The sequence below is a fragment of the Barnesiella sp. An55 genome (assembly GCF_002161555.1).
GTDB lineage: Bacteria > Bacteroidota > Bacteroidia > Bacteroidales > Barnesiellaceae > Barnesiella > Barnesiella merdipullorum.
Map to the genome: position 1 here is coordinate 103,352 of NZ_NFHZ01000011.1, position 22,677 is coordinate 126,028.

Genomic DNA, 22,677 nt, shown 5'->3' on the forward strand with positions numbered 1-22,677 from the left:
TGAAAACAAAATAGAAACAGAATAGAGAACCAGACGAGAATAGAAAGATAAAGAAAAAGAAAAAGAAAAAGAAAAAGAAAAAGAAATAGTGTAGTGCGCACAGGTTCGGCTGGTAAAGCCGATTAAAAGGGAATCGGGTGCAAGTCCCGAACAGTCCCGCTGCTGTGAACTCCAAACAAAAGGTGCCGGGAAGGACGTCACTGATTTTGATAATCGGGAAGGCCTCGGTAGCCGGAGTAAGTCAGAAGACCTGCCGTGCGTATTGTCTCAAAAGCTTGCGAGGTATGAGCTGCGACAAAAATGACTCCCGGTGTATCGGGCGGGTTCTATGGGGCATGAGTAAACCATATCTTGCAAGTATTGAAATGGAAACGCGATTGTTTAATTTTAATACTTAAAGATTTAACCGAAATGAAAAAATTTTATCTTTTCATGTTTTTGCTGCTTGCGGTAGTGCAGTTGCCAGCACAAGTTCTTGTGCAGGGATGTCCGCACCCCACAGCCATGCAATTGGTATTGCCCCAGGCAATTGCCGATGGAACCTTTACTATGGATATGATTGAAAACTGGACCGGCGAGGGCTCCAATCGAGCAGCCTTGGCGGTGCAGTGGAATGTCGATGGCGAGGAGAGCGCCCTCGTGTGGGGCTTTCGCTGGGATGGCGAAGCTACCGGAGCTACCATGATTATGGCCATTGCTGCGGCCGATCCCCGGTTTGTCATTGCTTCGGAGTCGGGCACGGCTTTTGGCAGCACGGTATCGGGCTTGGGTTACGATGTCAACAAGAGCGGCGATTTTGCCATCTCCAAAGATGGCGAGGTGTTGCATGCCAATGAGATAGGACTTATTCCCATGTCGGGCTATACCTACGACGGATGGAGTTGTACCGATCCCGAGGATTACTGGCAGTCGGGGTGGTATCAGGGCTATTGGTCATACTGGACCAAATCGAGCGATAGCGAGCCCTGGGGATACAGCAATATGGGTATCTCGGGCCGCAAGCTCACCAACGGCTGTTGGGACGGTTGGAGTTTTGCCGCCGGCATGCAGTCGTATGCCTGGAAACCGTTGGCCGCTGCTTCCAAAAACGGATTGACGGCCCCCTCGGTAAAAACTCAACCCGAGAGCCTGGTCGTATCGCCGGGCGAACCCGTGACCTTTGCTCCTGTATTTGGAGGCGACAGCCTCACTTTCCAGTGGTATAAAGACAAGACGGTGATTCGAGATGCTGTCTCGGCTACCTATTCGATTGCGTCGGCTACGACAGGCGATGCCGGCAGTTACTATTGCTTGGCCAGCAACCGCCTGGGCACGGTTTCAACCGAAACGGTTACCCTTACCGTGGGTGAGAAACCGGTAGTGGCCATGCCGGGCGAGGTTCCTGGTACGGCCGTCGTCATGTATGACGATTCCTATGCTACGTTCTCGGGAACCCTGACCATTCCTTCGACCGTCGAACTCGACGGGAAACCCTGTACGGTGACGGGGATTGGCGACATGGCCTTCATGGGTTGTGTCAAACTCACGGCTGTGGTTCTCCCCGAGACGGTGCAGACGATAGGCGAGGGAGCTTTCTATGGGTGTTCTCGTTTGGCGTCAATCACTTTGCCTGCCGCCATCACCGCGATTGGAGCCGAAGCCTTCGGCGATTGTGTGTCACTGGCTACGCTCACGACCAACGAAAATCTTAAAACCATAGGCCGTTCGGCTTTTGCCGGTTGTGCGGCTTTGACTTCTGTGACTTTACCCGAGGGGGTAACTTCGCTGGGAGCCCTGGCTTTCAAAGATTGTGTCAAACTGACCTCGACAACGTTGGGCAACTCGCTCACACAGGTGGGCGATTCGGCCTTCTATGGCTGTGCCGCACTGGCTGCCGTGGCTCTGCCCGCTACGGTCAATCGGGTAGGCAACCATGCGTTCTATGGTTGCAACTCTTTGCGTACGATGACACTTGCCGAGCAATCGGCCTTGCGCGAAATAGGGGCGTATGCCTTTGCCGAAACGGCTGTCGAGTCGGTAGCTTTGCCCGACGGCCTCACCTCGCTGGGCAACTATGCCTTCAACAAGTGTACTTCGCTCACGACCGTATCGCTGGGCAATGGACTCACCGCCATCGGCGACTATACTTTTGCCGATTGTAAGGCGCTCACCTCGGTCGAACTGGGCAAGGCGCTCACTACGATTGGCAGCCGTGCCTTCAACAATGCCGCTCTCACCTCGCTGGTGTTGCCCGAGACGATGCAGACGATAGGCGAATGGGCCTTCTATTACTGTCCTCTCACGACACTCACACTTAACAACAGGTTGCAGTCGATAGGCAGTCGGGCTTTCTATGGTGCTGCAATACAGTCGCTCGATATTCCCAACAGCGTGACAGAGCTGGGTACCTATGCCTTCAGCAGCTGCAAGAAACTCGAGAGTCTCACCGTGGGTACCGGTATTACCCAGATAAGCGACTATGCCTTCAATGGCTGTTCGGCTCTCTCGCAAGTCTCTTCTCCCGCTGTGACCGAGATAGGAGCCAGTGCCTTCAAAGGATGTACGGCCTTGAAGTCGTTGCCCCTGAACGACCGTATTGTGACATTGGGCGGTTCGGCCTTCTCGGGCTGTACGGGTATTACCGAAGTGACGGTTCCCAACAGCGTTACTTCAATGGGTTCTTCGGTCTTTGAGAAGTGTACGGCCTTGACTGCGGCAACGCTTGGCACGGGTCTCGCATCGGTCCCCGATTATACCTTCAACGGTTGTACGGCCCTCACGGCGGTGACTCTGCCTGCCAATATCACTGCGATAGGCAAGTATGCTTTCCAAAGCACTGGATTGACGACTTTGCCTTTGACCGAACAGATAACCGAAATCAAGGACTATGCCTTCAAAGGGTGTACGAAATTGACCGAGGTCGATGTGCCCGACCGGGTGACTGCCCTGGGCGGCTATGTCTTCAGAGAGTGTACCGGCTTGCGCACGGTCCGCATGGGCGGTGGGATAACCGCTGTGCCCACCTACGCCTTCTACGGCTGTACGGTACTCGAATCGGTTGTGCTCTCCGACAAGATTGTCGAGATAGGCGACTATGCCTTCTACAACTGCAAGGGTTTGAAAAAACTGCCCGAGGCTCCCGGGGTGACTACTTTCGGCAAGTCGGCCTTCTATGGCTGCACGGGGCTGGAATCGGCTCAATTTTCCGATAAGGTGACGACCCTGGGTTCGGCCATCTTCTCGGGATGTACCTCGCTAACCTCGATTGTAGTACCCGATGGGGTGACTTCGCTGGGCGCTTCGGCCTTCTATGGCTGCTCTTCCCTGGAGTCGGCCGTGTTGGGTGCCGGGGTGAAGAAACTCGATTCGAACCTCTTCAAGAACAATACTTCGCTCACCCGGGTGGTGGCCAACGGTGCCATAGCTTCGGTATCGAACTATACCTTTGGCGGCTGCACCGCTCTCGAGCGTATCTATATCAACAGCGCACTCCCCTCGGGAGCAAGTTCCAATACCTTCGACAAGGTGCCCGAGAGCTGCAAGATCTATGTTCCGGCCGAGGCCTGCGACGACTATGTCGGAGCCAACTACTGGAACAAGTTTGAGATTCTGCCCTGGCTCACCGAACTCTCCATCGTATCTACCACTCCCGAGATGACCTTCGACGGTGGTACTGCCCTCGAAATTGACGGACAGACAACGACCTTCACCGTTACCTTTAACCGTAATCTGGTAGAGGCCGACGCCGTTACGGCCGTGTTGAAACAGGGTGATGCCGAACTTGAAGGGCAGACCTTCAAACTCTCGAGCGAAGGAGCCGTGCTCACACTCATGCGCGAGGGTGAAGTTCTTGCCGCCGGCGACTATACGCTGGTGGTGACCACCGCAACCGCTACCTTCCAAATCTCTTTCCGGGTGGCTACGCCCACCGGCATCGAGGGTATCGGAGCCGACAAGGAGGTGTTGATGTGCGAATACTATTCGGTCGATGGCAAGCGTTTGCCGGCTCTCGCACCGGGTATAAACCTGGTGAAAGTCGTGTATGACGACCATTCGGTCGAGGTGTTGAAGGTCTTTGTCAACCCCGACCTGCGTCGCTGATCGACCGGGATACAACAAATCACGGGTGTTCTCCCGGGGCTGAGCTCCGGGAGGCTCCCTTAAAAAAGAGAAACAGAGCAAGATGAAACGATATATACTCCTTTTGACCGCCTGGATGAGCAGTATGCTTGCGCTCGTCGGGGCCTATCCGCTCTCCGATATCACCTATTGGACGGGCGAGGGAGAGGTCGAGGTAGCCTTGGTGATAGCCTGGAACGACGGTCGTTTGCCCGAAGCGTTGGCCTGGGGCTACCGGGGCACTGGCGAGACTACCGTGGTGACCATGCTCAACGAGGTGGTGAAGGCCGATCCCCGGCTCTTTTCGCTCACCCGTCGTCAAGGGGGTTATACGGTCGATGGACTTGGTTTCGACCTGAATGGCGAGAATACCATAGCTTTGGTGGTGGGGGGCGATACCACCTATCCCAAGTATCAGCCATCGGGGCTGTTCACTTCGACTCCCAACAACTACAACCGCTGGAGTTGTACCGACGCAGAGGACCACTGGAATTCGCCTACCGAGGCCGAACCCGGTGTGTGGCGTTGTCTCGAGCTGAGTCCCGACGGCGCAACTGTCGAGGCCGATGTGAATACCACCCGCCTGCAACCGGGTGCTACCTATCTGTTCTGTTACGAGATGCCCGACGGCAGCCGCCCCGACCACACCGGGGCCGTGGCTGTGGAACCCTATGAACTGGCACCGGTCGATTACACGCAAGGCATCTTCCTGGTCAACGAGGATTGGTATGGCTGGGACAATGGTACGGTCAATTTCCTCACGAGCGACGGCCATTGGGTCTATCGGGCTTTCCGGCGGGAGAACCCCGGAGAAACGCTGGGCGTGACCACTCAGTATGGTGCCATCTATGGCGACCGTTTTTTCTTCGTGTCGAAACAGGCCAACGGCTCGACCGACTCCTCGACAGGAGGCCGGTTGGTGGTGGCCGATGCACACACTTTGAAAAAGATTGCCGCCTTCGACGAGCTGGGAGGCGATGGACGTGCCTTTGTAGGGGTCGATGAGAAGACCGCCTACATAAGTACCTCGGCCGGTATCACGCGCCTCGATTTGGAGTCGATACGTGTGGGCGAGACGATTGCCGGTACTGCCGGAGACGGAGGCCTTTATAGCGGGCAGGTAGGAGCTATGGTGCGAGCCGGCCGCTATGTGTTTGCCGCCAAGCAGTCGGTAGGAGTGCTGGTCATCGATGCCGCCTCCCACACGTTATATACGACGCTCGAGTTACCCACCATATCGACCCTTACTCTGGGACGCGATGGTTGTGTATGGGCGGCCGATGCCACTTCGCTCATTCGCATCGATGTGGCTACCCTCGAGATGTGGAATCGCCCGTTGCCCGAAGATTGTCGGGTATCCAGTAGCTGGGGTGCGTGGAATGCTGGCAGTTTATGTGCGGCATATCGAAAAAATTTTCTTTATTTTGCAAATGAAAAAGGAAAACAAATAGCCCGTTACCATATCGATACCGACGAATTGGATGCGGCATTTTTTACCTTGCCCGACCAGGACAAGGAATATGTACAGCAGTTTCAAGGAGCCGGCTTGCGGGTAGAGCCGCAGAACGACCGCCTGTTCGTGACCACGACCCAGAGCGGTTACCTGTCGCATTACATGCACAATTGGGTGTATGTGGTCGATGGCCTCTCGGGCGAACGGTTGAATACGGTAGAACTCGAACCCTATTACTGGTTCCCGGCCATGCCGGTCTTTCCCGACAACGAGGCTCCGGTTATCGCAATAGCCGACGAGCTGACGGTAGCCGACGAACCGATGAAACTCTCGTTGCTCGAGGCTGTGACCGATGCCGATAATCTGTCGGCTGCCATTGTATCGACCGTCGCTGTCGAGGATAGTACGGTAGCTGCTGCCCGGGTGTCGGGGTATGACCTCACGTTGACGGCCGTGAAACCAGGCGATACCTGGTTGACCCTCACGGCCAATTCGAATGGCCGACTTGCCACAAAGCGTGTCGCGTTGCATGTGACCGGTGTGAGTGCGGCGGCGCGGATAGAGACCAGATGCATAGAGGCTTGGCCCAATCCGGTACATGATTGGCTCACGTTGCGCGCTCCTGCGGGTTCGACCTTCAGGGTGACCGACTTGCGGGGAGTGGTTGTGTGCCAAGGTCGGGTAACCGATGTGCCGGCTGGCATAGACCTCTCGGGTGTTTCGCCTGGCGTCTATCTGCTTGCGGTACAACGGGGCGATGAAATAGAGAATATACGACTTATAAAGCAATAATTATTAACCTTTTAAAATTGTCAGACAATGAAAAAATTTTTACTTGCAATGGCCTTGTGCGTGTGTGGCGCCGTTTCGGCCGAGGAGATTGTGTTGGATCTTGCCAATCCCAATAACCCCGTCAATTATGACGAAAGTGGGGTGTGGACCAATGTGTATAAAGACGATATGATTTCTTCGCAACAGTTCGTATTCTCTCATGGCGTAACATCGCCCACTTCTTTCTATGGTTTTGTCCCCAGCAAATCGACTACGATTACCGCTTCGGCCGGTATGGACGACCAGTTTGGCTGCATGGCCAAGGGTGGTTATGCCGGTGAAGGCACTCCTTTCTTTGTATCGTATTGGGATTCCTATACCGAGTCAACGCAAGACATGTACAGCTGTGAGGCATTTACACCCAACTCCTATTATGCCGTGGGTTGCTATGTGTGCAACAGCCCCTATGTCTATTATACGATTCAGCAAGGTAATACCTACTCCAAGAAATTCGAGCAGGGCGACTGGTTCAAGCTGGTAGTTCACGGGGTCGATGAGTTTGATTCAGAGGTGGGTACGGTAGAATATTATTTAGCCGACTACCGCTCGCAGAACCCTGAGGAGTGGAAACTCAACAACTCGTGGGAATGGATTGACCTGAGCTCGCTGGGTCGGGTGCTGACCATCTATTTCACCCTTGAGTCGAGCGACACGGGCGAGTGGGGTATGAATACTCCGGCCTATTTCTGTCTCGACCGGCTTACGGTTTCGACCGATAAACCTTCGTCAATCGAGGAGGCTGCAGTTGCTACGGTAAAAGCCTATTACGATCGTGCCAACGGTTTGATTCGTGTAGAGTCGGCCAACCCGGTAGAGGCTGCTGTTTACAACATGAATGGAGCTTTGGTAATGAACCAGTATGTAGATGGCACGGCTTCGATCGATATGAGCGCTTATCCCTCGGGCGTATATGTAGTGCGCTGCGGTGGGTATAGCGTGAAGATTGTCAAGTAACTGATATAAGTGTATGATAATTTATTAGTTAAGTCCCTACTGCCATAGGGTATGGTGCCTCCGGCGAAGTGATTCGACGGGGGCATCTCTTTTTTCTCCTTTCCCGTTTTGCTGTTTGGTTGCATCCGATCTGTTTTTCCCCTTAGGTTGAAAAAGAATGAAATTTTTTCTTTCTCCGATAGGGGTAAAACCCGGGGTGTGCGTTATCCTATCGACACCGCACATTTTCCGATGGCAGGTGTGATGCGAAAAGAATAGTATGAACGTATTAAAACTTAAGATGCGAATGAGAATAATGTTACTTGCTTTGGCAGTTTGTCTTTATGGTACAGTTTCGGCCGAAGTCATTGTGTTGGATTTGTCGAAGCCGATAGAAGCAATTGAATATAACGAGAAAGGAGTATGGACCGACGTCTATAAGGATGGGAGTATCATACGCTCGCAAGAGTTTACCTTCTCGCATGTTTCGTCATCGCCAACTTACTACAACGGCTTTTTTGCCAGCCAGTCAAGCACGATATTCGAGAGTGCCAGATCCAACGACCAGTGGGGCTGTATGGCTCGTGGAGGCTATGCCGGTGAGGGTTCCCCTTATCTGGTTGCCTACTGGGATTCCGAACTTTTATCGGTGGAGAATAGTTGCCAGGTAACCATGTCGTCTCCCTATTATGCTGCCGGGTTTTATGTGTGCAACAGCCCCTATACCTACTATGCGATACAAAAAGGGAACATACTGGCCAAGAAGTTTGAACAAGGAGACTGGCTCAAACTGATTGCTCACGGGGTCGATGCCTCTGGTACCGAAACAGGAACGGTAGAGTACTTTCTGGCCGATTATCGGGCCGAGAAACCGGAATAGTGGACTTTGAACAAGTCGTGGGAGTGGGTTGACCTGAGTTCCCTGGGTAAAGTCTCGTCGATCTATTTTACCCTCGATTCGAGCGATAAGGGCGAGTATGGCATGAAGACACCATCCTACTTTTGCCTCGACCGCCTCACGGTATTGACCGTCCCTTCGTCGGTCGAAAATACTGCGCTTCCTACGGTTAAGGCCTACTACGACCGGGCCCAAGGTGTAGTGCGGGTAGAGTCGGTCGAGCCGGTAGAAGCAGCCCTATATAATATGCACGGCATGCTGATGATGAAACAACAGGTGGATGGGATATCCACTTTCGATATGACGGCTTGTCCGTCGGGTATTTATGTAATACGCTGTGGAGAATATCAAGTGAAGATTGTAAAATGACTACTATAGAAAGTGTGTGATGATTATTAGCTAAGTCCCTATTTCCACAGTGTTTGGCGTCTCCGGCGAAGTGATTCGACGGGGGCGTTTCTTTTTTGGGGGGAGGCGGAGGGGATGATTGTCTCTTGACTCTTGGCTCCGTGTGGTTGAATATTGCTATCGGTTGGCTATTCCCTCTTATCTCCAGTCCTGTTCTCTAAGTCGGAATCGCTGCTCATTAACTCCGATTTAACACAATTTGGTTATCGAGCACTGTCCATTAACATATATGATACCTGAAATTCTGTTATCTTTGCCGCCAAGCAGGATGCCATTTTTATGACATCGAGCTTGATAACCAATTTATAAAAAAGGGAAAGACTATGATTTATGTATTGTTTATACTCATTGCGTTGGTAAGCTTTGCTGTACAGCGTACCCTGCAGAGCAAGTTTGAACGTTATTCGCAGATTCCCATCCCCTATGGGCTTACGGGGCGCGATATCGCCATGCGCATGTTGCAGGAGAATGGCATCAACGACGTGAAGGTGACCCAGATCGACGGTCGCCTCACCGACCACTACAACCCTGCGACCCATACCGTCAACCTCAGCCGTGACGTGTATTACGGCAACAGCGTGGCTGCTGCCGCCGTTGCCGCTCACGAGTGTGGACATGCCGTGCAGCATGCCCGGGCCTACTCGTTCCTGACGTTGCGGTCGGCGTTGGTGCCTTTTGTGAGTTTCGCTTCGAATTGGGTACAGTGGATTTTGCTGATAGGAATCTTTACCATCCAAACTGTGCCTCAGATCATGTTTGTAGGCATCATCCTGTTTGCCGCCACGACGCTGTTCAGTTTCGTTACACTGCCGGTTGAAATCAATGCCAGCCAGAGGGCTTTGGCCTGGCTGAACCAGGCTGGAGTAACCGACTCTACCACGCACGACAAGGCACAGGATGCCCTCAAGTGGGCCGCCTACACCTATGTGGTAGCCGCTTTGGGTTCGCTGGCTACACTGGTATATTACATCCTCATCTTTGTGGGTGGCCGTCGCGACGAATAAGAGCCGTTACCGCAGTTTAACAAAATAGGTCGAAAACCGTTGCTTTAGGTTTGGCAACGGTTTTTTTATGAAAAGAAAACAAAAATATTTTCTTGCTTGGTAAGTATAAGCAATTTGCTTATTTTTGTTCCGTTTTTTGAGCAAGGTTTAATTTTTTGAATAAGATTTGTCGATTGGCGTTTCAGGTGAAGCCTCTCGATAAAGTGGATCGGTTATCGATCTGGATGAATGTATGAAGAAGTTTCTGTTTAGGCTCTTGTGTGTGGTTACGGCCATCTTGAGTACGCAATTTGTCAATGCACAGCGGGTCGCTTTAAAAAGTAATTTGATCGATTGGGCCACATTATCGCCCAACTTGGCTTTAGAAATGAGGCTCAACGGGAGGTTGACGCTCGATATCAGTGCGACTACGCATCCGTTTTCGTTTACCATTGCCGATATAAAGGCCACTCATGCCCGATTGCAGCCCGAGTTGCGCTACTGGTTCAACCGGCCTATGGCGCGTCATTTCGTGGGGCTCAGTTTCTTGGGTGCCCTGTACAACGTGAGGTTTAAGGAACACTGGTATGAAGGCGATATGTGGGGCGCAGGCCTCTCGTATGGCTATGCGTTTGTGTTGAGCAAGCACTGGAATATGGAGGCTACGCTCGGGGTGGGTATGGCCCGGTTGCGAGCTTTTGACTATCGCGAGGGCGAGGAGAAACCCGATACGCCCAACTTGCGCAAGTGGTCGCCGGTTCCCATTCGGCTGGGCCTCTCGTTTTCCTATATATTCAAGTGATTATAATCTGTGACGTATGTTGAGTTTCAATAAATTTCGCTCCTGCTGTGTGGCAGGTGCACTGCTTTGGTTCGTAACCCTGCCGCTCTCGGCACGCGATATCAATGTGCGGGGTACGGTCACCAATGTCGAAGACGAGCCGCTTTACCGGGTGAGTATTTATAATGCCACGACCAATAAACTGATAGGTACCACCAACGAAGATGGCAAGTATCTGGTAAAAATCGATGCAGAGGGCGAACTGCTCTTCTCTTCGCTGGGATATGAAGAGAAGCGTGTAGCCGTGCGTGGCGAACTGACGGTCGATGTCGAACTTGCTCCCTCGGCCGTGGCGCTCGAAGAGGTGGTGGTCTCGGCCAAACGTATTACCGACAACGTCGTGCCCGAGCCTACCGATATCGAGGTGAAGGGGAACTATTTCCACATCAAGACCCGGGTGAAGATTCCCAAGGAGCTTTTCTCGACCGATGCCCGCATGATCATTCAGCCGGGCATTTACAATGTCACCCGCGGGCAGATGATTTTTCTCGAGCCTCTGGTTTTCGACGGTAAGGAGTATGCCATCACCCAGGAGCGCATGTACGACTACGATACCCGGCAAGACCCCTTGTCGCGTTATGTGCAGATCAAGAGCACCTCGTCTCGCCGCGACGATCTGGTGGGGTATAACGACTCGACCTATGTCGAGAATCCCAAAGACGATTTCCGCTGCGACATGATGGTGGCGATGGAGAATTACAACCGGGTGCTTTACCGCGATACCTTCGTGATTGCCAGGGGGGTGGTCAACCCGTTGCGTTTTCTCGAGTATGAGATTCCCGGCAGTGCGGTAAAGAACGAGCGTTTTTTCCCGCAGCCCGAGATGCAGTTGCGCGATACGCGGGGCGATGTAAACTTGACCTTTCGGGTAAACCAGAGCCGGCTCAACCTCGACGATGGTGACAACCGCGAGGAGCTGCAGCGACTGGTCTCCCGCCTGCACGAGGTGGAGAACGATCCCAACTCCCGGCTCAAGAGCTTCTCCATTGCGGGAACGGCGTCGCCCGATGGTAACTATGAAAAGAACCTTCAGTTGGCCGAGCGTCGTATGGAATCGGCAATGGAACTTGTACTCAAGGAGGTGAGCGAATCGACTCGCCGACAGATCGAGATAGGTACCGAGGCTTCGGTCGAACCCTGGAGCCAGGTGGTCGCCCTGCTGCGGGCCGACGGCAAGAACCAGGAGGCCGACGCCATACAGGCCATCATCGACAAATATCCCGACAACCCCAACCGCCAGTGGCGCAATGTGGTATCGTTGCCTTTCTATCGGCCCATGATTACCGGCGAGTATCTGCCACGGTTGCGTAGGGTAAGCTACGAATTGCTTTTCTCGCAGTATCGCTACCTCACCGACGATGAAATAAAGAGTCTTTACCAGACTCGCAGCTCGGAACTCAACCGCAACGAGTTCTGGCGTCTGTACAATCTGGCTGCGACGCCGGCCGAGCGCAAGGCCATATGCCAGCGGGCTCTCGAGGTCTATCCTAAATTTCTGGTGGCTGCAACCGACTTGGCCGCCATCCTCATTGACGAGGGAAAGCCCGATGCCGAGCTGCTCGTGCCCTATCTCGACCAGCCCGAGGTGCCCGACGAGACCCGTCTCAACCAGGTAGTGGCCTGGATGTCGGTAGGCAAGTATGCCAAAGCCGATTCGCTGGCCGCCGAGCTGCCCGACAGCGGTAGTTATCACAAAGCCAAAATCTATGCGGCGGCCATGAACGGGCGCTACGACGAGGTGATTCAGGAGATATCGGCCGAGTCGCCTTTCAACGAGGTGCTCATGTTGCTGGCTATCAAGGCTAATGACCAGGCTTGGGCCAAAGCCAAGTTGCTGGGAAATTCGGCTCGAGAGAATTATATCAAGGCCGTGGCGGCCAATCGTGTCGATGAGGTAGTGCTTGCGCTCTCCTATCTGGAGACGGCGTTTAAGAAAGACCCGTCGCTGCGCGATGTGGCCAGTGTCGATGGCGATGTGCTCGATTTGTTGCAACAAAACGAAGACGAAGAGGAGTAAGGTATGAAAATGAAATATAACATGTGCGGTTTTAGAAGGGTGGTTCGATATCTCTGGCTGCTGGGGCTCTTGTGCACGTGGAGTGCCGTAGCCCAGGAGCAGGCTCCGGCTCGGGAACAAGAGTCGGAACGGGAGCAAGAGCCGGCTACCGGGCAAGAGCAGCAAGTGGCCACCCAGTTCAACGGTTTGGACTACATGTTGCAGAAACCGGCCAAGAACGAACGGTTTGCAAAGAAGAAGTTTGGCGACCATCTTTTCGTTTCGGGAGAGGCTGGCGTTACGATGAATCGTTCGGCGGGCTCTCTGTTTGCCACGCCGGGGTTGGGACTTCGTTCGGGAATCACCGTGGGCGACTGGTTCACCCCCGTGCACGGTGCGCGGTTGGGTCTGAATGTTGGTCTGCACAACGGGTTGGGTAATGTGAATCCCTATTTTTCCGGGGTGTCGATCGATTATCTCATGAACCTCTCGGCCTTGCTGCACAAGGACAATCCCGCACGAATGTTCGAACTGATAGGCGTTGCCGGTGGTGAATACCAATTGCTTTACCGGCGGGGCAACTGGACTCATGCGGGCGGTTTCCGCCTGGGTATGCAGACCCGCTTCAACTTTTCGCCGCTCACTTTCTTCTACCTCGAGCCTCGGGTAGGACTCTATTCCGACGGTATCGACGGGATAAAGACCTGGATGCGTTACGACTGGGATGCCTCGCTCATGGCCGGTGTAGGGTATCGCCTGCTTTCGGCACCGGTGCGTCGCCACGAACCTTTCTGGGGTGCCCAGCAAGGGCTGTTCTTCTCCTTGGCCGGAGGCTTTTCTTCGACATTGACGAGCCGGGTAAACCCGCTGCTCGATCCCGGATGTACGACCATGCTGTCGATAGGCGAGCAGTTCACGCCGGTATCGGCATTGCGATTGTCGGGGGTAATGCGCTATTTGGAAACCGGCGAAGCTTTCAACAAGGCGTCGTTTGGGGCTCAGCTCGATTACCTCTTCAACATGCACTCGCTTTTTGGCGGATATGATCCCAGCCGCGTATTCGAGATGTCGGGACTGCTGGGTGTCGGTTACCATTCGGTGGCCGTCGATGACCGGCTCAATGGCCGGTGGGGCGTGGGCGCCGGTCTGCACGGGGCTTTCCGCCTGTCGAGTCATATAGGTCTGTTCATCGAACCTCGGGTCGATTTCTTTTCCAATGGGGCCTGGGGCGATGGACTGAGCGCTGTCGATCCTCTGCCCTCTCTATTGGCCGGTATTACCTATCGACCTATTGCCGCCCATTTCGACCGTTCGGCGATGAAGGAAGACAAGTTCGATTTGCCCCGGGGCATCGGTGACCTCTATCTGACGATGGGAGCCGGTTTTGTGGGAGCGATGAAGTCGTCGATTTCCAACCCCTTCCCCAACAAGGGATACCGCATCTTTGGCGGTGTGGGCACCTGGTGGAACTCGGTTTCGGGTACCCGCCTGCTGTTCAACTTCTCGTCGCTCGATGCCCAATATTCGTCGCATCGCACGCTGGGCGTGGGGGCTCAACTCGATTATTTGCTCAACTTTACCAATCTCTTCTATGGTTATGACCGCGACCGCGTCTTCTCGTTGAGTGGGGTGGGAGGTCTCAATTACGATTACGTTTCGTCCGAAGGCCACTTCGAGCACGGCTTGGGCGTAGGCGTAGGATTGAATGGCGCTTTCCGTCTCAACGACATGTTTGGTCTCTTTATCGAGCCCCGACTGAATGTAGGTCAGGATAACCGTTGGGAGCACGGGCTCTTTTCCGATATCGACGTGGTACCCACCGTAACGGCCGGTCTCACCTATTATCTCTATGGATATGGCATGCGACACGGCACACTGGATAAGGCTCAGGAGTTCCGCAACGAGAATTTTGCCGACCACATGTTCTATGGTATCAGTGTAGGTGCCGCTGGAATTTTGCATCACGACCTGTTCACCCGGCCCCTCGACCGCATGGGCCCCATGGCTTCGCTCTATTTGGGCAAATGGTTTACGGCTGCATCGGGTGTAAGACTGTCGGCCGGTGGTGGCGTGTATGGCGACTCCGAACCCGGCTATCGCAAATTCGGTCTCGTGCAGCTCGACTATCTGTGGAATATCAACTCGACGCTATATGGCTATAACCCCTCGCGGGTATTCGAGGCCAACCTGGGGGTAGGAGCCGTGCTCTCCTATGCAACCAGCTATCACACCGCTTTCTATCCCGGTGCGGCATTGAGCCTGCAGGGGTTGTGGAATGTGGGCTCGGGGGTAGGCCTGTTTATCGAACCGCAGTTGCGGGCCTTCGGGAAGAATTACTCGCGCGAGAGCTTTGGCGAAACTCCGTTCGACCTGCATGCTTCGGTCAATGTGGGCCTTCAGTATCGGCTCGACCGGTATGACTACCAGGCCAACCATGCAGCCTACGACAACTCCGACAAATATTTCCTCTCGGTAGGTTATACGGGTCGTTGGCTCCGGGAGAGTGGTTTCAACTTTACCAAAGGGTATGGCGTATTCGCTTCGCTGGGCAAGTGGTACACCCCGCTGTCGGCCTGGCGGTTGGGCTTGGATTATGGCTATTATACTACCCGGTCGCAATATATGGCCCTGTCGCTTTCGGCCGATTATCTCTTCAACCTGTCGGCCTTTACGGCCGGGTATAACCCCGACCGCATATTTGACCTGCTGGCCTTGGTAGGTGTGTATGGTGGAGCGGGTAATTATCAGAAGAAGAACGAGTTTGTCTATGGCGCGCGGGCCGGTCTCCAGGGACGCTTCAACCTTTCGTCCGATATCGACCTCTTCATCGAGCCGCAACTTGTAGCGTCGCACATGCCTCACAGTTATAATAATTTCGATCCCGAGGGGCGTGTGCTGGTAGGTCTCAATTACAAGCTGGGCGGCGGTGCCGTGGCTGCGGGACGTCGAGCTCCCGACCGTCGAAATTTCGTGTCGGTATCGGTGGGTCCGTCGCTCTTCAGCGAGACCATCATGATGGACCAGTACCGCAAGGTGTCGGTAGGTGCCGACCTCTCTTTGGGCCGTTGGCTCACGGGGGTATCGGGCATATCGGTAGGGCTTGGCTACGACTTTATCGCGCCGCACTCTTCGCGCACCCTCAATGTAGGTACACTCCATGCCGACTATCTGCTTAATCTCTCGTCGCTCTTCGAGCCCGACCCCGATCGCCGTTTCCATCTGATAGCTTCGTTGGGTACCGGTTTGGGCTGGAGCAACTACAACAGCGAGGGGGGTATAGGCTGGGTAGCCCGGGGTGGCGTGCAGATGCGTTGGAATGTGTCGCGCTCGGTTGATCTGTTTGTAGAGCCGTCGATGACTCTTTGGGACGACAAGTTGTATGACGGAGTACTTAACACCCACCACTTCATTGGGGTAGGACGGGTTTCGTTGGGTACGGCCTATCGGTTCTGATACGTGACTATAATACAATCTCGGGTGCCTCATTCCACAAATGGGATGAGGCATCTGTTTTTTCTACCCCGATTGGACTTGCGGGTTACCCGGTAACTATATTCCGGTGGATGTGCACTATCTCACATTTTTGCATTATCTTTGCGAGGAAAAGTAAAGTGCACAACCGATTATCCCCGGTCAAACGGCAACTGTGCAATGCCGGGTGAGGCTTTTCCTTGAGAACGGATCATGACGGGGATCTCTTGTTGGAAAATAAAACAGATGAATATATGACGGCAAAACCTTCCATACCCAAAGGTACGCGCGACTTCTCGGTCGATGAGATGGCCAAGCGCAATTACATTTTCGATACGATAAAACAAGTCTTTGCTCTTTATGGCTTCCGCCAAATCGAGACTCCGGCCATGGAGACCCTGCAAACGCTCATGGGCAAATATGGCGAAGAGGGTGACAAACTTTTGTTCAAGGTGCTCAACTCGGGCGATTTCCTCTCCGATGTGACCGAGGCCGATTTGGCCGAGCGAAACCTCAACCGGTTGGCTGCCCGCTTGTGCGAAAAGGGGTTGCGTTATGACCTCACGGTGCCATTTGCCCGCTTCGTGGTGATGCACCGTAACGAACTCACCTTCCCCTTCAAGCGTTATCAGATACAACCCGTTTGGCGAGCCGACCGTCCGCAAAAGGGCCGTTACCGCGAGTTCTACCAGTGCGATGCCGATGTGGTGGGTTCCGACTCGCTGTTGAACGAGGTAGAGCTCATCGAGATGATCGACGAGGTATTTTCCCGCCTGGGCATACGGGTGGCCATCAAGCTCAACAACCGCAAGATATTGAGCGGTATTGCCGAGTGGATAGGGGCTCCCGAGAAGATTGTCGATATTACCGTAGCCATCGATAAGCTCGACAAGATGGGGCTCGACAAGGTCAATGCCGAACTGTTGGAGAAGGGGCTGTCCGAGGAGGCTGTGGCCCGCCTGCAACCCATTATCCAACTGCAAGGCAGCAATGAGGAGAAGTTGCAGGTGCTGCGTCGCGAACTGGCCGGTTCGGAAACAGGAGTGAAGGGTATCGACGAACTGGAGTATATCTTGCAGAAACTCTCGGCTTCGCCTTTGCGCTCGACTCTCGAAATAGACTTGACCCTGGCCCGCGGCCTCAACTACTATACGGGAGCCATTCTCGAGGTAAAGGCGCTCGACGTGCAGATTGGCAGCATTACGGGCGGTGGCCGTTACGACAACCTGACGGGTGTATTCGGCCTGCCGGGTGTATCGGGCGTGGGAATCTCGTTTGGTGCCGACCGCATCTTCGACGTGCTCAATCAGCTCGATCTCTATCCCAAGGAGTCGATGCAATCGACCCAGGTGCTTTTCGTCAACTTCGGGGAGAAAGAGAGTGCCGTTTGCTTGAGCCATTTGGCCCGGTTACGGGCTGCCGGCATCCGGGCCGAAATCTATCCCGAGTCGGCCAAGATGAAAAAACAGATGGGATATGCCGATTCAATCGGAGCCCAATATGTGGCCCTGGTGGGCGAGACCGAAATCGCAGCCGGGAAAATTGCATTGAAAAACATGACAACCGGCGAGCAGTCGTTGCTCACTCTCGATGAGGTGATAGCCCTGTTTGCCTGATGCAAAATGATAAATAATAGACAATAGAACTGATGAGCTCGAAATTGGAATACACCGGCCTGAGTGAGGCGGAGGTGCTGAAGAGTCGGGAAAAGTATGGCGAAAACGTGTTGACGCCCCCGGCAAGAACCCCTATGTGGAAACTGTTTTTGGAGAAGTTTTCCGACCCTATTATCCGTATTCTGCTGGTAGCCCTGCTCCTCTCGATAGCGGTGGCTGTCTATCATGTGGCAACGGGCGAGGCCGGGCTCTCGGCCCTGTTTGAGCCGGCGGGTATTGCCCTGGCCATTTTGCTGGCCACGGTGGTAGGCTTCCTGTTTGAAATGAGTGCCGCCCGCAAGTTCGATATCCTCAACCAGGTGAACGACGACCTTCCCGTGAAGGTGGTGCGTGGGGGGCACATCCTCGAGATTCCCAAACGGGATATTGTGGTGGGCGATATCGTCATGCTCAATGCCGGCGACGAAATACCGGCCGACGGTATTTTGTTGAGTGCCGTCTCGATGCAGGTCAATGAGTCGTCGCTTACCGGTGAGCCCATGGCTACCAAGACGACGGTCGAGGCCGACTTTGACAAGGAAGCTACCTATCCCTCCAATGCCGTGATGAACGGTTCGACCATGTTGGGTGGTTACGGCGTGATGCGGGTTACCCAGGTGGGCGACGCTACCGAGTATGGCAAGGTCTATACCGGTTCGCAAATCGAAAACAATACCCAGACACCTCTCGACAAGCAGCTCAATACGCTGGCCGCCTTCATCACCAAGGCCAGTTATGTGATTGCCGCTATCATCTTCATAGCCCGCACGGTGATTTATCTCACCGACCATCCGGAGCTCGACTGGCTCAACTTCGGTAGCTATCTGCTCTCGACCGCCATGATTGCCGTAACGGTGATTGTGGTGGCTGTACCCGAGGGGTTGCCCATGAGTGTGACTCTGAGTCTGGCCATGAGTATGAAACGCATGCTGGCCAACAATAACCTGGTGCGCAAGATGCACGCCTGCGAGACGATGGGGGCCGCAACGGTTATCTGTACCGACAAGACGGGTACCCTCACCCAAAACCAGATGCGGGTGAGTGAGGCCGCATTTGACTATGCCCCCGACTCGAATATCAAGGAGATTATCTTTGAAGGCATTGCCGCCAATTCTACGGCTCACCTCGACGAGGGAGCCAATGGCGTGAAGGTGCTGGGCAATCCCACCGAAGGTGCTTTGCTGCTGTGGATGGCCGATCAGGGTATCGACTATGCCGGGTTGCGCAACGAGGCTCATGTGGTGGAGCAACTCACCTTCTCGACCGAGCGCAAGTACATGGCTACGGTGGTCGATTCGCCCTTGCTCAACCATCGGGTGATTTATGTAAAGGGAGCTCCCGAGTATGTGATGAACTTCTGCTCTCAAATGGTTACGGCTCAGGGGTTGGTGCCCATGGACAGCCGCCGCCCGGCTGTGGAGGAGAAACTGTTGCAATACCAAAACCAGGCCATGCGTACACTGGGCTTTGCCTATGCGTTGGTGGACGACGACGGCCCCTATTTCTTGGCCGGACATCTGGCACCCCACATCCGCCTCACCTTCCTGGGGGTAACGGCGATTGCCGACCCCGTGCGCAAAGAGGTCCCCGCTGCCGTGGCCGACTGCTTGAAAGCGGGGATAAAAGTGAAAATCGTGACGGGCGATACCCCTGCGACGGCTCGCGAGATAGCCCGTCAGATTTCGTTGTGGCAACCCGAGGATGGCGATCGCAACATCATCACCGGCCCCGAGTTTGCCAATCTCGACGACAAGACGCTGCTCGAGCGTATCCCCGACCTGAAGGTTATTGCCCGGGCCCGTCCCATGGACAAGGAGCGGCTGGTGAAACTCTTGCAGTCGCAAGACGAGGTGGTGGCCGTGACCGGCGACGGCACCAACGATGCCCCGGCTCTCAACGCGGCACAGGTGGGCCTTTCGATGGGCGACGGCACCTCGGTAGCCAAGGAGGCCAGCGACATTACCATCATCGACAATTCGTTTGGCAGCATCACCAAAGCCGTGCTGTGGGGGCGTTCGCTCTATCGCAATATCCAGAAGTTTATTCTTTTCCAGATGACCATCAACGTGGCTGCGTGTCTCATTGTGCTCATCGGTGCTTTCCTGGGTACCGAGTCGCCCCTCACCGTCACGCAGATGTTGTGGGTGAACCTTATCATGGATACCTTTGCTGCTCTGGCCTTGGCCTCGCTGCCGCCCGACGAACGGGTGATGCGCGACAAACCCCGTCACCTCAACGACAACATTGTGACCCGCGCCATGGGCAAGGGTATCATCGGTACCGGTATCGCCTTCGTACTACTGCTGTTTGGGCTGCTGCAATACTTCAAGCATGTCGATGTGACCTCGATAGCCCAGTTTGACCTGCGGCTCTTCCTGGGTAACTTCTTCAATTTTACGCCGGTGCCCGATGGCCTCACCCGTTATGAGCTCACGCTGTTCTTCTCGATATTCGTGTTTCTGCAGTTCTGGAACATGTTCAATGCCAAGGCCTTTGGTAATGTACAGTCGGCCTTCAGTCGGTTGGCTTCGTGCAAAGGCTTCCTGTGGGTGACCCTTATTATCCTGGCCGGGCAGATACTCATCGTGAGTGTGGGAGGTTCCTTGTTCGGTGTGACTCCCTTGCAGCCTATGGATTGGCTCTACATCTTTGCCGGTACCTCGATCGTGTTGTGGATAGGTGAGATCTATCGGCTCATACGCCGGTTGATGGCGTGAATCGAAGTCTGTGGGGGCATGGTCTCTACCAAAAGAACCTGTAAATAGAAATAACAAAACGCCCTGTCGTTACAGCGACGGGGCGTTTTGTTGTTAGAACATTGTCTTTGCGTTTTATTCGGGAATAAACGGACATTGGTATTGGGCGATGGTGTGTGTCTCGGTCTTTTCCACGATATATACCCGCGAATACCGCTGGAGGTCTTTGTTGTGAACCACATATCCATAACCCTCCTTAACCGGTAGCTCGTCGGCCCAGCCCCCTTCGGGGATGTAGGTGATATCATAGATGCTGCTCACGGGTCCTACCTCGGCTACTACATCGTCTGAGAATATGCCCAGTCGCATGAACTTGGGGTGGAATATGAAAGATCCGTCTATCGAAGCTCCATAGGTCGAATCGAGCGTAATAATGTCGCTGTCCCCGTTGGCTTCGTCGTCTTTACTGCAAGAGGTTATTATCCCGGCAACACCTATATACAGCATTGCACACACAAATGTGAGAAAGAGATATCGTTTATCTCTCCAGTTTTTGCTTTTCATGGTTCTATTCGTTTTTAGGATTTCTGTTTTAGTTAAAGATTCGGTTATGTACTTGTTTTAGTGGCTGTCGGCAAATAGCTTTACGGCTATACCCAAAGTTACGTCCCAAACAAACTTACCGGCGAAACGGTCTTGGGTTTGCATCTCGAAGATGTCTTTTATCCGACCTACACCTATACCGGCTCCTCCAATGAGGCCGAAACGGGTTGTATCGCCAAAGAAGTAGCTGTACGACAAGTCCAAACTTAGGGCATATCCCGGGCATACGGGTGTCTCGGAGAAGGTGATGCCCATGTCGAATTCATGTTCACTGTCGTAGCCCCAACTGCCATAATAGCCAAGGCCACAATGCCACGAGAGTTTTTCGTGATTCTCACCTTTGAAGATCCAGTCTTTGCCTACACCCCCATAGAGAATAAAGCCGCCGGCACCACCCAAGCAGGCTTTTAATCGAGCAAACTCGCCGAATAGATGCGAGGCTCCTAAGTTGAGCGTGAGGTTGGGGTATCCGGCTGCCGGCCAGTATGCCATGGACGAAGCAAAACGCCCCATGCTGCTGCCCACATGGGTGATAGTGTTTTCGATGACTCGTTGGGACGATTCTTGCGTATTGCTTGAATATGAACTGCTGCCGGAACGGCTGCTTTCATATAGGGTCTTGAGAACATAGGTGCGCACGGTAGCCTGACCGCTGGCAGTAGATGTCGATCCCGAGGGATTGACAATTTGGTTTCCTTGGCAATCATAGGCTTCGAACCAACTGATGTTGCCATGGATAGTAATGCTGGAGCGGAAGGTATAATCTCCTTTCGAGGTCTTCAGCGTGACGGGTTCACAGATGTCGCCGCCTACTTGAAAGATATTGACAACCTCTTGTGCCGACAGCGTGAGCGGCGATAACAGTAAGCATAGCAGGCATATTGCGCCTACGTTGCATAGATAAGATTTTAAGGCTTTTAGCATTTTGTATTAATCCTTGATTGTACAAATAACGTAAAAAAGAATTAAAAAAACGGTAGAAATGTGTATCAAAAAGGATACGTTTTTGTGTGGTAATTGATACGGTCGCTTACTTTTGTAGCTCATTGGAGTATAGTTGGAAAAAGTCAAACTCGAGAGCCCGGGAAATTTGTAATAACAATCGGGTATCGATACTCTCTTTCTCGAAGACTCTGTAAAGATTGGATCGTTCGCATGAGAGAAGGCGGGCCAAGTGTGCAACCGACATGCCTCTTTCCTTTAGTTTGGCTTTGATGAGTTGACCGATAGGTTCCATAATTTTGTTGTTCCCCCTCTTGTGTACAGAATTTATGGTGCTTCTCTGTTTGTCGTTGATAACTACAAAGATATCTCTTTTTTTAGTATTCGCAAACTTTTTAACAGATTGCTTGAGTGGGGGACTCTCGATGAAAAAAGTACACCGATTTGTTGCGTAGTACAAAATAATCGTTTATCTTTGCACCGCATTTGACAAGTGGTCGATGCAAAAATAGACATGATGGCGAGATAGCTCAGTTGGTTAGAGCGCATGATTCATAATCATGAGGTCCCGGGATCATACCCCGGTCTCGCTACGAAAGCATTGAGGGAGCCTCACCATAGAGTGAGGCTTTTTTATTTCCGATGTATTACGTTTCACTGCTGTCCGGAGAAATTTTACCATAAAGTAGGTTGCTCGACAGAACCCGCCTCCGGAACACAAACGGGAGTTGTCGGCTGATTATAAATTTCAGGCCTAGTCGACAAAATTCAGGATGAAACCAGTTGAAAAACTTCCTAGTCGACAAAATTCAGGATAATCCTCAATAATGTCTTGATATATATTCGTCAATAAGTTTCATTCTATGAGC

General features: G+C 53.3%; 12 protein-coding genes, 1 tRNA gene, 1 pseudogene and 1 riboswitch. Of the genes and pseudogenes, 11 read left to right on the forward strand and 3 right to left on the reverse strand.

The window, feature by feature from the left end:
* The first annotated feature begins 83 nt into the window (after window positions 1-83).
* Window positions 84-273: riboswitch (cobalamin riboswitch) on the forward strand.
* Between the two features lie 138 nt (window positions 274-411).
* The 10 genes and pseudogenes from B5G10_RS08175 to B5G10_RS08225 all read left to right on the forward strand — a co-directional run bounded on the left by B5G10_RS08175 (window position 412) and on the right by B5G10_RS08225 (window position 20,284).
* A complete protein-coding gene (locus B5G10_RS08175) occupies window positions 412-4,080 on the forward strand; it encodes a leucine-rich repeat protein (protein ID WP_087424245.1) in 3,669 nt (1,222 codons plus the stop codon).
* Between the two features lie 82 nt (window positions 4,081-4,162).
* Window positions 4,163-6,343: a DUF5074 domain-containing protein gene (locus B5G10_RS08180; protein WP_087424246.1), complete on the forward strand. Its 2,181-nt coding sequence runs from the start codon at window positions 4,163-4,165 to the stop codon at window positions 6,341-6,343.
* A 27-nt stretch (window positions 6,344-6,370) separates the two neighbouring features.
* Window positions 6,371-7,336 (forward strand): DUF4465 domain-containing protein, encoded by a 966-nt coding sequence (locus B5G10_RS08185; protein ID WP_087424247.1) that lies wholly within the window; start codon window positions 6,371-6,373, stop codon window positions 7,334-7,336.
* A gap of 295 nt (window positions 7,337-7,631) precedes the next feature.
* Window positions 7,632-8,582, forward strand: a pseudogene (locus B5G10_RS12845) (DUF4465 domain-containing protein).
* A 362-nt stretch (window positions 8,583-8,944) separates the two neighbouring features.
* Complete coding sequence (locus tag B5G10_RS08200) at window positions 8,945-9,625, forward strand: zinc metallopeptidase (protein WP_087424250.1); 681 nt, start codon at window positions 8,945-8,947, stop codon at window positions 9,623-9,625.
* 232 nt (window positions 9,626-9,857) lie between these two features.
* Window positions 9,858-10,406, forward strand: coding sequence for a DUF3575 domain-containing protein (locus tag B5G10_RS08205; RefSeq protein WP_087424251.1), 549 nt, complete (start codon window positions 9,858-9,860; stop codon window positions 10,404-10,406).
* 16 nt (window positions 10,407-10,422) lie between these two features.
* Window positions 10,423-12,462: a carboxypeptidase-like regulatory domain-containing protein gene (locus tag B5G10_RS08210; protein ID WP_087424252.1), complete on the forward strand. Its 2,040-nt coding sequence runs from the start codon at window positions 10,423-10,425 to the stop codon at window positions 12,460-12,462.
* Window positions 12,463-12,465: 3 nt separating this feature from the next.
* The gene (locus B5G10_RS08215) at window positions 12,466-15,894 is read left to right on the forward strand and encodes a hypothetical protein (protein ID WP_143241099.1); all 3,429 of its coding nucleotides are present in this window, start codon (window positions 12,466-12,468) and stop codon (window positions 15,892-15,894) included.
* Between the two features lie 272 nt (window positions 15,895-16,166).
* Window positions 16,167-17,528 carry a histidine--tRNA ligase gene (hisS, locus tag B5G10_RS08220; RefSeq protein ID WP_087424254.1) on the forward strand — a complete coding sequence of 454 codons (1,362 nt, stop codon included), beginning with the start codon at window positions 16,167-16,169 and terminating at the stop codon, window positions 17,526-17,528.
* 32 nt (window positions 17,529-17,560) lie between these two features.
* Window positions 17,561-20,284, forward strand: coding sequence for a calcium-translocating P-type ATPase, PMCA-type (locus B5G10_RS08225; protein WP_087424255.1), 2,724 nt, complete (start codon window positions 17,561-17,563; stop codon window positions 20,282-20,284).
* 114 nt (window positions 20,285-20,398) lie between these two features.
* Here the strand turns inward: B5G10_RS08225 and B5G10_RS08230 are convergent, their stop codons facing one another.
* From B5G10_RS08230 to B5G10_RS12955, 3 genes are all read right to left on the reverse strand, one after another.
* Window positions 20,399-20,827, reverse strand: a complete 429-nt coding sequence (locus B5G10_RS08230; RefSeq protein ID WP_087424256.1) for a hypothetical protein — start codon at window positions 20,825-20,827, stop codon at window positions 20,399-20,401.
* Between the two features lie 57 nt (window positions 20,828-20,884).
* Window positions 20,885-21,790 carry a hypothetical protein gene (locus B5G10_RS08235; protein WP_087424257.1) on the reverse strand — a complete coding sequence of 302 codons (906 nt, stop codon included), beginning with the start codon at window positions 21,788-21,790 and terminating at the stop codon, window positions 20,885-20,887.
* A gap of 106 nt (window positions 21,791-21,896) precedes the next feature.
* Window positions 21,897-22,103 carry a helix-turn-helix domain-containing protein gene (locus B5G10_RS12955; RefSeq protein WP_087424263.1) on the reverse strand — a complete coding sequence of 69 codons (207 nt, stop codon included), beginning with the start codon at window positions 22,101-22,103 and terminating at the stop codon, window positions 21,897-21,899.
* A 224-nt stretch (window positions 22,104-22,327) separates the two neighbouring features.
* On the opposite strand from B5G10_RS12955, the gene B5G10_RS08245 reads away from it, so the two are divergent.
* Window positions 22,328-22,401, forward strand: a tRNA-Met gene (locus B5G10_RS08245).
* The last annotated feature ends 276 nt before the right edge of the window (window positions 22,402-22,677 follow it).

Coding starts and splice junctions, on each gene's coding strand:
- B5G10_RS08210 (WP_087424252.1), top strand. CDS start 10,423: ATGTTGAGTTTCAATAAATTTCGCTCCTGCTGTGTGGCAGGTGCACTG.
- B5G10_RS08235 (WP_087424257.1), bottom strand. CDS start 21,790: ATGCTAAAAGCCTTAAAATCTTATCTATGCAACGTAGGCGCAATATGC.
- B5G10_RS08200 (WP_087424250.1), top strand. CDS start 8,945: ATGATTTATGTATTGTTTATACTCATTGCGTTGGTAAGCTTTGCTGTA.
- B5G10_RS08180 (WP_087424246.1), top strand. CDS start 4,163: ATGAAACGATATATACTCCTTTTGACCGCCTGGATGAGCAGTATGCTT.
- B5G10_RS08225 (WP_087424255.1), top strand. CDS start 17,561: ATGAGCTCGAAATTGGAATACACCGGCCTGAGTGAGGCGGAGGTGCTG.
- B5G10_RS08205 (WP_087424251.1), top strand. CDS start 9,858: ATGAAGAAGTTTCTGTTTAGGCTCTTGTGTGTGGTTACGGCCATCTTG.
- B5G10_RS08230 (WP_087424256.1), bottom strand. CDS start 20,827: ATGAAAAGCAAAAACTGGAGAGATAAACGATATCTCTTTCTCACATTT.
- B5G10_RS12955 (WP_087424263.1), bottom strand. CDS start 22,103: ATGGAACCTATCGGTCAACTCATCAAAGCCAAACTAAAGGAAAGAGGC.
- B5G10_RS08175 (WP_087424245.1), top strand. CDS start 412: ATGAAAAAATTTTATCTTTTCATGTTTTTGCTGCTTGCGGTAGTGCAG.
- B5G10_RS08185 (WP_087424247.1), top strand. CDS start 6,371: ATGAAAAAATTTTTACTTGCAATGGCCTTGTGCGTGTGTGGCGCCGTT.
- B5G10_RS08215 (WP_143241099.1), top strand. CDS start 12,466: ATGAAAATGAAATATAACATGTGCGGTTTTAGAAGGGTGGTTCGATAT.
- hisS (WP_087424254.1), top strand. CDS start 16,167: ATGACGGCAAAACCTTCCATACCCAAAGGTACGCGCGACTTCTCGGTC.